Consider the following 10,808-nt stretch of genomic DNA (forward strand, 5'->3'; position numbering starts at 1 on the left):
GTGCACCGGGTTCATTCACACGTTCCGCGATACCCATCCAGCTTAGACACTCCACATGACAACGACGGCAATTACCCCCTTTCAAGAGGGCGTCAATCCGGCAAGCGGGTTCTATCATTCCGCCATTCCGGCTGCATGTGCGTGACGAACCCATTGCTGCGTTCGGCTTCCGGAATTTGTCCGACGCAATGCAATTGCGGCTAAAGCGGCCGCACGCATGCGAAATGTCGACCTACGCGGACGATGCGGAATCCGCGTCGGTCGCGTTGTTGTTGCATCGCTTTTTCATGTGAGGTGCCACGATGAAGAGCATGTACAAGGCGGCACTGGCCGTCATCTGTGTAGTGGGCGCATCGGGCCTCGCGCGGGCTCAGGACGACGGCGCCGCGGCGGCGTCGAGCAAGCCGTCCGACTCGGCGATCAGCGCGACGTCGATGGGCGGCATGCCCAGCGCGGGTTCGCAGGCGGGGGCGCGGACCGGCGTCACGCGTGCGCAAGTCAAGGAGGAACTCCTGCGTATGCAGAAGTCTGGAGAACTCCAGCGTCTCAACGACCTGTACGGCGGCGGCCAGTAGCGACGCGCCGGCTGACGGACGACAGCAATCGCGCCGCGCTGCATTTGCGCGACGTACTGAAAAGCACATTCAGGATCAGCCAGGAAAAGGAAGACAAGGCCGTGACCGGCCTTGCATGTGAAGCGACAACCAATGCGGCAAGCACCGCCGGCCCGTTGCAGGCCGGCGGCCTCCTTCATCAACCGCCGAGGTACGCCTGCTTGATCCGGTCGTTCGCGAGCAGGTTCGCCCCCGTATCGGCAAGCACCACGCGCCCCGTTTCGAGCACGTAGCCGCGATCGGCCACACCCAGCGCCTTGTTCGCGTTCTGCTCGACCAGGAACACCGTGACGCCCTCGTCACGAATCGTCCGGATGATGTCGAAGATCTGCGCGATCACGAGCGGCGCGAGACCGAGCGTCGGCTCGTCGAGCAGCAGCAGGCGCGGCTTGCTCATCAGCGCGCGGCCGATCGCCAGCATCTGCTGCTCGCCGCCCGACATCGTGCCGGCGCGCTGCGCCGCGCGTTCCTTCAGGCGCGGAAACAGCTTGAACACGTGCTCGATGCCGTCGTCGATCTCGTGACGGCTCGCGAAGAAGCCGCCCATCTTCAGGTTCTCGAGCACCGTCAGGCTCGGGAACACGCGCCGCCCTTCCGGCGAGATCGCCATCCCCTGCCGCATGATCTGGTGCGTCGACATCGCGGTGATGTCGTTGCCCTCGAACAGCACGCGGCCCGACGACGCGCGCGGCGTGCCGCATACCGTCATCATCAGCGTCGTCTTGCCGGCGCCGTTGCTGCCGATCAGCGTGACGATCTCGCCCTTGTTCACCTCGATCGACACGCCCGCGAGCGCCTCGACCGCGCCGTAATGCGTATGGACCTGTTCCAGCTTCAGCATCACTCTTCCCCCAGATACGCCTTGATCACGCGCGGGTCGTTGCGAACCGCTTCCGGCGTGCCGATCACGATCGGCCGCCCGTGCTCCATCACGAGGATGCGGTCCGACACGCCCATCACGAGGCTCATGTCGTGTTCGATCAGCAGCACCGATACGCCGAACTCGTGGCGCAGCTTGTCGATCAGGTGCTGCAGCTCGATCTTTTCCTGCGGGTTGAGACCGGCCGCCGGCTCGTCGAGCATCAAGAGACGCGGCTCGGTGATCATGCAGCGCGCGATCTCCAGACGCCGCTGGTGCCCGTACGACAGCGTGCCGGCCTGCCGGTTGGCGACCGACGTCAGCCCCATCCGGTCGAGCCACACCGCCGCGCGTTCGAGCGCTTCCTGCTCGGCGCGACGATACGCTGGCGTCGAGAAGAGGCCCGGCAACAGCCCGGACTTCACCTTGCGATGCTGCGCGACGAGCAGGTTCTCGACGACCGTCAGCGACTTGAACAGACGAATGTTCTGGAACGTGCGCACCAGGCCCTTCAACGCGATCTTGTGGCTCGGCAGCCCCGCGATCGGATGGCCGTCGAGCACGACGTCGCCGCCGCTCGGCTTGTAGAAGCCGCCGACGCAGTTGAACACCGTGGTCTTGCCCGCGCCGTTCGGCCCGATGATCGCGAAGACTTCATTGCGGCGCACGTCGAAATCGATGCCGTCCACCGCGAGCAACCCGCCGAAGCGCATCTGCAGCCCGGCGACCTTCAACAGTTCAGCATTCGCGCTCATTGGGGCAGCTCCACGTGGGGACGGCTCGCGGGCAGCAGGCCCTGCGGACGCCACATCATCATCAACACCATCACCAGGCCGAAGATCAGCATCCGGTATTCGGCGAAGCCGCGCGCGACTTCCGGCAGCACGGTCAGCAGGATCGCCGCGAGAATCACGCCGAGCTGCGAGCCCATCCCGCCGAGCACGACGATCGCGAGGATCAGCGCCGATTCGATGAAGGTGAACGATTCAGGATTCACGAGGCCCTGACGCGCCGCGAAGAACGCGCCGCCGATGCCCGCGAACGCCGCGCCGAGCGTGAACGCCGACAGCTTGATGCGCGTCGGGTTCAGGCCGAGCGAACGGCATGCGATCTCGTCGTCGCGCAGCGCTTCCCACGCGCGGCCCATCGGCATGCGGATCAGGCGGCTCGTCACGAACAGCGTGAAGCCGACCAGCACCAGCGCGATCAGGTACAGGAAGATCACCATGTGCTCGCCGCTGTATTCCAGCCCGATCAGTTCATGGAAGGTCTTCGCGCCCTCGACGCTCGCCGAGCGCGCCATCTCGAAGCCGAACACCGTCGGCTTCGGAATGCTCGAGATGCCGTCCGGGCCGCCCGTGAGGCTCGTCAGGTTGTTCGCGAGCAGGCGGATGATTTCGCCGAAGCCGAGCGTGACGATCGCGAGATAGTCGCCGCGCAGGCGCAGCACCGGGAAGCCGAGCAGGAAGCCGAACGTCGCCGCGGCAATCGCCGCGATCGGCAGGCACTCCCAGAACGACAGCCCGAAATACTGGTTCAGCATCGCGTACGTATAGCCGCCGACCGCGTAGAACCCGACATAGCCGAGATCCAGCAGGCCCGCGAAGCCGACCACGATGTTCAGCCCGAGGCCGAGGATCACGTAGATCAGCGCGAGCGTCGCGACGTCCACCGCGCCGCGCGAGCCGAAGAACGGCCACACGAACCCAACCGCGAGCATCACCCAGATGACTACGCGTTGCTGCTGCGCGCCCATCGCGGGCATCGCCGGCAGCTTCACCGCCGATTTCGCGCGCACGAGCCACGGCTTGAACAACTGGAACAGGAACACGGCCGCGACCGCGATCCACACCGGACGCCAGTGCGGCGTCAGCACCACCTGATAGCCGTCGAGCTTCAGCTGCAGGCCGAGCACCGGAATCGTGAGGATCGCCGTCAGGAGCGCGGCGGCCGCGGCATTCTTCAGCGCCTGGCCGACCGATGCGTCGGCGGCCGGGCGGCGAACGGAAATGACTTGACTCATCTGCGTCTCCCTTAGACCTTTTCGATGTCCGACTTGCCGAGCAGGCCGGTCGGGCGGAAGAGCAGGATCAGCACGAGCAGGCCGAACGCGACCACGTCCTTGTACTCGGCCGGCATGTAGCCTGCGGCGAAGGTTTCGGCGAGGCCCAGCAGCACGCCGCCGAGCATCGCGCCCGGGATGCTGCCGATCCCGCCCAGCACCGCGGCGGTGAACGCCTTGATGCCCGCGACGAAGCCGATATACGGATTCAGCTTGCCGATCGTCAGCCCGATCAGCACGCCGCCGACGGCCGCCAGCATCGCGCCGAGCACGAACGTGAACGAGATCACGCGGTTCGTGTCGATGCCGAGCAGGTTCGCCATCTTCATGTCCTCGGCGCACGCGCGGCACGCACGGCCCATCCGCGAATGCGCGATGAACAGCGTGAGCGCGATCATCAGCACGATCGTCACGCAGACGATCAGCAGACGCGCATACGGAACCGTCACGTCGAAGTCGCCGCCGAGATGGATCTCGAATGCGCCGGAGATCAGCACCGGCACGGACACGTCGCGCGCGCCCTGGCCGATCTGCACGTAGTTCTGCAGGAAGATCGACATGCCGATCGCGGAGATCAGCGGCACCAGGCGCGGGCCGCCGCGCAGCGGGCGATACGCGACGCGCTCGACCGCGAAGCCGTACAGGCCGGTGACGATCACCGACACGATCAGTGCGGCGCCGAGCACGAGCGGCAGCGGATAGCCGGCGGAGATGCCGATTGCAGTCAGGGTCACAAGGCCCACGTACGCGCCGATCATGTAGATCTCGCCGTGGGCGAAGTTGATCATGCCGATGATGCCGTAGACCATCGAATAGCCGATGGCGATCAACGCATAAATCGCACCCAGCGTCAGGCCGTTGACCAGCTGCTGGGCGAATTGCGGAAAGAAGTCAGTCATGTGCGGGAAGCTCCCGTTGGCGCTGGGTCGCAGGCTGTCGCCGGATCACGGCGATCGGCCGCGCGCAACGCACGGTGTCGTCTCGGGCCGCCCGTTGGCCGCGCAACGGCCAAATGCGCACGCGCCCTGCCCGGGTGACGGGCAGAGCGGGTGCGCGGGCGGGTACTCCGTGTTACTTGGCGGCGGTCTTCGTCGCGTCCTTGTGCCACGTGTAGACGACGAACTTGAACGCCTTCAGGTCGCCCGGTGCGTCATACGCGACCTTGCCGATCGGCGTGTCGAACGTCGTCTTGTGCATGTACGCGGCGACCTTCGTCGGGTCGGTCGTCTTCGCGCCCGCGATCGCGTCGGCGATGATCTTCACCGCTGCGTACGCCGGCATCTGGAACGGGCCGTTCGGGTCGCGCTTCTTGTCCGCGAAGGCCTTCACGAGGCCTGCGTTGGCCGGGTCGGCCGAGAAGTCGGCCGGCAGCGTGACCAGCATGCCTTCCGATGCCGGGCCGGCGATTGCCGTCACATCCTTGTTGCCCACGCCTTCAGGCCCCATGAACGTCGCCTTCACGCCCTGCTCGCGCGCCTGGCGCATCAGCAGGCCCATTTCCGGGTGGTAGCCGCCGAAGTAGACGAAATCGACGCCTTGCGACTTCAGCTTCGTGATGATCGCCGAGTAGTCCGAATCGCCGGCGTTGATGCCTTCGAACAGGACGACCGGGATCTTCGCGGCTTCGAGGTCCTTCTTCACCGACGACGCGATGCCCTGGCCGTACGACTGCTTGTCGTGCAGGACCGCGACCTTCTTCGGCTTCACGTGGTTGATGATGTATTGCGCGGCGGCCGGGCCTTGCTGGTCGTCGCGGCCGATCGTGCGGAAGATGAAGTGGCGCTTCTTGCCTTCCGTCAGCTGCGGCGCGGTGGCCGACGGCGTGACCATCACGATGCCTTCGTTCTCGTAGATGTCGGATGCCGGGATCGTCGAACCCGAGCACACGTGGCCGATCACGTACTTGATCTTCTGGCTGACGATCTTGTTGGCGACGGCGACGGCCTGCTTCGGTTCGCACGCGTCGTCCATCATCACCACTTCAAACTTGTTGCCGCCCGCACCGCCTGCCGCGTTGATCTGTTCGATCGCGGTCAGCGCGCCGGCCTTCACCATGTCGCCGTATTGGGCGACCGAGCCGCTCATCGGACCAGCGATGGCGATCTTCACGGTGTCCGCTTGCGCGGCGGCGGCGCCGGCGGCGAACAGCACGGCGGCGACGGAAATGGACGTAAGACGGGACAGCGTCATCAGGAGCTCCTCGATGTTGTTAGTCATACGGGCAAAGGCGGCATGACTTGCGCAATCGAACAGCACCCGGGGCGAGGACATGGGACACGCCCGAGACACATGAAGACGGACCTGCGGATAGATGATGCGTAGCGGGGCCCGGCTCTTGCAGTCCCCGGAAGGGGACGTCTGGTTCGGAAAGACATCGTGATGCGTCTTGCATTGCGCAAGCGTTTCGCCTGCCCCGCTTGCCAACTGCTTGGTCGGAGGGATGGTCCGACAGCTGTTGGCAAGGCAGCCGAAATTATATGGGGGTTTTTTAAATGTCTGTCAAAAATGCCGACGTTATGAGGGAAAACACGGAGAAACTTGCCGGGTCCTTGGTGGCGACTGGGGAGCAACTAGGTGGGGGTGGGAACGTTTGCGGTGGGTGCAATTGGGTTGCGATTTTGGGTGGGTTGGGGGTGTGGAGGCTTGTGGGATAAGGCGGTAGGCGATTTACGGGTGGGTGGCGTGCGATCTTCTTGTTTTATAGGGTTCGATCTATTTAAATCAATTGACTGATGATTGCGTTGACCTGCACCGTTGCGGGGCGTTGGGTTGGGGCGGAGATCCTTCTGTATGCTGACGCTTTTTCAGTCAACGAAAGCTTATTGTTATTTTTATGAAATAATTCGAACTCGCTTCTGCAATCCAGCCAGCCTTCCTGCGTGTCGCGTCCGCCGCGCCTCGTAGTCGCTTCAGAGCCGCTTCGACCCCCATCCGTCGCCGAACCGCCAGCCAGTGATCTGCCGTTTTTTCTCATCGCTTATCACCTGGTTCGGAGCCCGATGAATCATCCTCTTCGCTTTTCTTCTGCCGCTGCGCTTGCTTGTGCGCTTTCTGTTTCTACCGTCGACGCTTCAGGCCGCGATTCGCTGGTCGAGCACTCGGGCGGTGCCAATGTGTTTCGTTCGGAACATCGGGCTGTGGCTCGGGATGATGGGCGGGCGGCACGGACGACGCGGCGTGTGAAGTACGCGGCGCCGGTTGAACGTAGTCCGTTCGATACGCCTGATACGCGGCCGTTGAGGGTTGCGGGCGATACGCTTGAGCCGCAGCCTTCGGCGGAACATGGATCCCGCGATTCTGTTTGGCCTTCGAATCGCGTCGAACTCGGTGCGGGTGGGAGCGATAGCTTCGGTCGCGCGTTGCCGCGACACGAACAGCGGGAACTGAACTGGAATGAATATCTGCGGGCCAATGGGTCACATGCTCCAGGTAGCGGGAACTCGTATGCACCGACGCGGCCTTTCGATCGAGCGCGCGGTCCGCACGATGCGCCGAATCCGTACGATCCGTCAGTGCCGCAACCGGAGACGCGGACGTTCTATGACAACGGCGCGGGTTCGCATTGCACAGCTACGGGCGGTGCGGGGACGGCGCGATCGTCTTGCAATATCGCTTGGTGATGGTTGGTGGTGGCCGGTGGCGGCTGCCCTACCCGGCTTTGATGTGCGGCTTTGCGCGGCACGGTCGCACGCTGTGTTGGGGTTCGCATTTGCGCGAGTTGAAATTCGACTAGGCCGCGCGTTGCTGACTACGCGGCCTTTCCTATCGCCGGTTCAACGGCGGTCGCGGGCTGGATGTAGTTGTTCGCGCCACATTAGCCGATCGGCTTATCCGCCTCCAGACGAATCGGGCCAAAGTGCAGCGCGGCTGCCATATCTCACATCGCCGTAATGACCAACCTTCCCGGCTCGACCGTTATCCGCACCTTTTTGCCGGGATCAAAACCCACGTCATTGATCAGCCACATTCCGCCGATCTTCATATACGGAAAGAACGTTTTCGGCCTGGTGCCGAAGCTTTTCGGAACACCCCACAGTTGCTGGACCGTCACGTAACGTTCCGTGATCGGGGGACGTGCATTATCATTCGCCTTAGCCATGGGCAACTCCTCATCAGTTGGCTGTGGTTAGCGGGTCGTGAGTGTTGGTAGCACTTGCGGCCCGCGCTCGTTTACTACAGTGTTTTTGATAGTTCGGATTCCTCCCTTGCTACTACCTTGATGAAACAATGCTTCGACCGGATTTACGGGCTGCTTAGCGCTCGTTCGCACGCGACGCACACGTGCTCATCATTGGACACTTCTATTAGACCATCGCTAACGCCAAACATTTTCTGCTTGCGCGAACGTTAGCCATTAGGCATAGACACGTAATTTCGTCGGCGCCCACCGGGCTATTGCATGCGCTGATGCGAACGGAGAGAGTGAACCGAAGCGGACGTCGATCGGCCTCGGAACGCAACGATTCGAAACAGTTTGAATGAATTGACTTCACTCAGCGCAAGAGCACGTTTCGATACAAAAACACCTGTTACTTCCCTTCGGACGCCCGGACACAAGGAAGCTATTCGCGGGAAACCTTCGCTTTCCATATCTTCCGATGGCCGAAATCGACCCTGAGCAGCCTGTTTGACCATCGCGACACGATCACAGCCGCGCAGTTTGCTGTCGATGGCGAGATTGAACATAGCCAGATCGCGCACGGCGTGAGCGTTGTGAAGGTAGATCCTGATGGCCCACACTTCTTGGGGCTTGAGCGGTGGCTTCTGGCCAATCAACTTGCCTTTGTTCCACGCCTCGCGAGTTTGTTCGGTCTTCATGTCAGACTCCCAAAGGGAAGACGGGAGTTTGATTGTGTTACCTGCCTCGAAGTCTGCTGTTGGTGCATTCGCCGGAGGCTCGGAACCGGCCAATATGAGTCGATCGTGTGCGTGGTCACATTGACTTCCGAGCGGCGAATCTGTTCAAAGATCGGTCACTGGACTACCATCTGTCCATCACATGGCGACTTGGTGACGGCGCGATTAGTCAATTGGATCGACAGGCAAAACAAGACGGAATCTAACAATGAACGGACAGTGGCTGGGTATCAAGTATGGCTCCTCGGGACAGAGTCGTGATGGCAACCTCGTCGTAAATCTGGACCGTTTTGGTGATAACTACGATGGTTTTGCCTACAACTGGCCTCTGCAACCACCTTTCATATGCGGGGCAATCCCTATCTGTGTGCCCGCGAATCAGAACCCTTTCTTGGTTGAAAGCATTCCTTTAGTCTATACCGGCCGACCGGACGTTCCATTTCCATTCGTCGAAGCCCATGTCTATGCATCACAGGTTATCAAGTCGCCGCAAAGTGTCGCGCGACGGGTGTACATCGAAGGTGACTGGAATTCTGAGCGAATGCGGCTTTCATACACTACGGACGTCGGTGACGCGGGGCACGCGATAGTCCGTCGAATGGCGGTCGACGCACAAAGCCGGATCGTCGGCAAGCGAACGACCTGGAACGAACTGAAAGCCGAGCTTCTGGGTACCCCATACCGTAAGTTTATTTTCCGAGGGCAGTCGAACTCCACCTGGCCTCTGCGTTCGCTGTTTCATCGTGAGGGACGCGCGAATCTGTACCGCTACACGGCGGAGGATGTGCCGATGATGCACAAGCGTCTCGGCGGTCTGCTAACACAGGCAATGAATATCAATTTGAATGATGACCGAGGTGGATTCGTTCACTTGTTACAACATCACGGCTACCCAACTCCCTTGTTAGATTGGTCATTCTCGCCTTTCGTTGCCGCGTTCTTCGCGTTTAGACATCACTGGCACGCGCCAGATGCGAATGACAAATATGCACGTATATTCAGATTCAGATTAGATGCGTGGATGAAATCGATCGAGTCCATATTAATGCTGGCAACGCCCCGAAACAACTTATCGTTCCTCGAATTCCCAACGCAGAACAATCCTCGAGTGATTCCTCAGCAGGCACTGTCAGCCGTCACGAGCGTGGATGATGTAGAGAACTACGTGCAAACTCAGGAGCGATTGCGCGGCGAGTCGTTCCTTGATGCGTTCGATATCCCCGTATCAGAAGTAGAAACGGTCATGGCCGATTTGCGACTAATGGGCGTTACTGCCGGGTCTCTCTTCCCCGGCATCGAGGGCGCTTGTGAGGAAATGCGTGCATGGCGTTTCCCCTCGCCATAATACAATCCAATTAAATGATCTCGTAAATGATAGGGCGTCATACATCGAAGTGTCTCGTTTATCTTGCGAAGGGTCCTTGACCGGATCTCATGCCGAGCGATCGCTTAGGGTCGGGAGTGTGAGTTCGCTGATGCAGGAAGCTGACGTTCGGTTGCTCGATGCAGCCGCTGTCAGCAATCCGTCATATTACCCAGCCCGCGCCAAGGTCGGCTAAGGCCGAATTGTGCACGTAGTTCGTCCGTCAGGTTTCGGATGTATTGCAGCCGTTCCAACGGCAGTTTTTCCGCTCACTTAACGATAGGTTGTGGCCGACAGCGACTGCCGCGCCGACGATGCATACAGCATCGCACCGTTGGTCTGCGTCGCCAGCCGTTGCTTAAAATCAATCTAAATCCGGATATATTTCACGCAAACCTTCGAATCGATTAGTTCTCGACCACACCGCACGCCACCAACCAATTTCACCATTTTTCAAAATCAACCTAACCTCATCCTCAAATTCAGAACATAATTTGTTACCCGACTCGACACAGATATCGATAACATGATTTTCGTCACATAAAAATTCTCCTAGCCGATCAACTCTATCAATAACTTTGATGGAAAACTCATCTCCATGCCACTCCGCGAAATAGCGGCCCTTCCTATCTTCTACAACGAGACACGCAACGAATGCCGCCTCAATTTTTTTGATAAGATCAAAAAAATCCATATCCTCCAAAAGAATCACACTCAAACACCGCCCGTCACTATCCATTACAACAATCCTCGAGCACGCCTCGTGTTAATAATTAATTTTCTATTTGAAAAACCAAGAGCATCTTCACTCTGGATACCGTAGCACTCGGATCCGCCAATGAAACGCTCAGATCAGTGAATATATCTGTCGCGATAGAAAAAGCGTCCGGCACTGCTGCCTTCATGCGTCCCGAATCTCGCCAGAAGACTGCGATTTTCTCTTCCTGCGCCTCATCCAAACCCGACCAAAGCGAGTTGAACCGCGCCGGGAATCGTGGAGGCCGGTTGGTTTAAGTTAATGCAGGCAAGTCAGCGGCATTTCTGAGTTGCCTG

9 protein-coding genes and 1 pseudogene are annotated in these 10,808 nt (G+C 60.2%); 2 read left to right on the forward strand and 8 right to left on the reverse strand.

Features of this window, described 5'->3' with window-relative positions:
* The first annotated feature begins 302 nt into the window (after positions 1-302).
* On the forward strand, positions 303-575 hold the full coding sequence (locus DIE23_RS32640) for a DUF4148 domain-containing protein (protein ID WP_124616147.1): 273 nt from the start codon (positions 303-305) through the stop codon (positions 573-575).
* A 178-nt stretch (positions 576-753) separates the two neighbouring features.
* On the opposite strand, the gene DIE23_RS32645 is transcribed toward DIE23_RS32640, so the two are convergent.
* The 7 genes and pseudogenes from DIE23_RS32645 to DIE23_RS32680 form a co-directional block, all read right to left on the reverse strand.
* Positions 754-1,455: an ABC transporter ATP-binding protein gene (locus DIE23_RS32645; RefSeq protein WP_006484776.1), complete on the reverse strand. Its 702-nt coding sequence runs from the start codon at positions 1,453-1,455 to the stop codon at positions 754-756.
* Complete coding sequence (gene livG, locus DIE23_RS32650; protein ID WP_124616149.1) at positions 1,455-2,228, reverse strand: high-affinity branched-chain amino acid ABC transporter ATP-binding protein LivG; 774 nt, start codon at positions 2,226-2,228, stop codon at positions 1,455-1,457. The genes DIE23_RS32645 and livG overlap by 1 nt, the downstream gene beginning before the upstream one ends.
* Entirely contained in the window at positions 2,225-3,496 is a 1,272-nt protein-coding gene (locus DIE23_RS32655) for a high-affinity branched-chain amino acid ABC transporter permease LivM (RefSeq protein WP_124616151.1), read from the reverse strand. Before DIE23_RS32655 ends, livG begins: the two co-directional genes overlap by 4 nt.
* Before the next feature lie 11 nt (positions 3,497-3,507).
* The gene (gene livH / locus DIE23_RS32660) at positions 3,508-4,434 is read right to left on the reverse strand and encodes a high-affinity branched-chain amino acid ABC transporter permease LivH (RefSeq protein ID WP_124616153.1); all 927 of its coding nucleotides are present in this window, start codon (positions 4,432-4,434) and stop codon (positions 3,508-3,510) included.
* A gap of 172 nt (positions 4,435-4,606) precedes the next feature.
* Positions 4,607-5,725, reverse strand: a complete 1,119-nt coding sequence (locus tag DIE23_RS32665; RefSeq protein ID WP_124616155.1) for a branched-chain amino acid ABC transporter substrate-binding protein — start codon at positions 5,723-5,725, stop codon at positions 4,607-4,609.
* A gap of 1,687 nt (positions 5,726-7,412) precedes the next feature.
* Positions 7,413-7,634, reverse strand: a complete 222-nt coding sequence (locus DIE23_RS32675; protein WP_185646581.1) for a SymE family type I addiction module toxin — start codon at positions 7,632-7,634, stop codon at positions 7,413-7,415.
* A gap of 533 nt (positions 7,635-8,167) precedes the next feature.
* Positions 8,168-8,353: pseudogene (locus tag DIE23_RS32680) on the reverse strand (integrase); the annotation flags it as partial.
* A gap of 247 nt (positions 8,354-8,600) precedes the next feature.
* On the opposite strand from DIE23_RS32680, the gene DIE23_RS32685 reads away from it, so the two are divergent.
* Positions 8,601-9,737, forward strand: a complete 1,137-nt coding sequence (locus tag DIE23_RS32685) for an FRG domain-containing protein (protein WP_124616160.1) — start codon at positions 8,601-8,603, stop codon at positions 9,735-9,737.
* Positions 9,738-10,119: 382 nt separating this feature from the next.
* On the opposite strand, the gene DIE23_RS32690 is transcribed toward DIE23_RS32685, so the two are convergent.
* Complete coding sequence (locus DIE23_RS32690) at positions 10,120-10,494, reverse strand: hypothetical protein (RefSeq protein WP_124616162.1); 375 nt, start codon at positions 10,492-10,494, stop codon at positions 10,120-10,122.
* Between the last annotated feature and the right edge of the window lie 314 nt (positions 10,495-10,808).

The organism is Burkholderia sp. Bp9143, assembly GCF_003853645.1.
GTDB lineage: Bacteria > Pseudomonadota > Gammaproteobacteria > Burkholderiales > Burkholderiaceae > Burkholderia.

Excerpts from the sequence above, each read along its gene's own strand:
- livH (WP_124616153.1), bottom strand. The coding sequence starts at position 4,434 with ATGACTGACTTCTTTCCGCAATTCGCCCAGCAGCTGGTCAACGGCCTG.
- DIE23_RS32690 (WP_124616162.1), bottom strand. The coding sequence starts at position 10,494 with ATGGATAGTGACGGGCGGTGTTTGAGTGTGATTCTTTTGGAGGATATG.
- DIE23_RS32665 (WP_124616155.1), bottom strand. The coding sequence starts at position 5,725 with ATGACGCTGTCCCGTCTTACGTCCATTTCCGTCGCCGCCGTGCTGTTC.
- livG (WP_124616149.1), bottom strand. The coding sequence starts at position 2,228 with ATGAGCGCGAATGCTGAACTGTTGAAGGTCGCCGGGCTGCAGATGCGC.
- DIE23_RS32685 (WP_124616160.1), top strand. The coding sequence starts at position 8,601 with ATGAACGGACAGTGGCTGGGTATCAAGTATGGCTCCTCGGGACAGAGT.
- DIE23_RS32640 (WP_124616147.1), top strand. The coding sequence starts at position 303 with ATGAAGAGCATGTACAAGGCGGCACTGGCCGTCATCTGTGTAGTGGGC.
- DIE23_RS32655 (WP_124616151.1), bottom strand. The coding sequence starts at position 3,496 with ATGAGTCAAGTCATTTCCGTTCGCCGCCCGGCCGCCGACGCATCGGTC.
- DIE23_RS32645 (WP_006484776.1), bottom strand. The coding sequence starts at position 1,455 with ATGCTGAAGCTGGAACAGGTCCATACGCATTACGGCGCGGTCGAGGCG.
- DIE23_RS32675 (WP_185646581.1), bottom strand. The coding sequence starts at position 7,634 with ATGGCTAAGGCGAATGATAATGCACGTCCCCCGATCACGGAACGTTAC.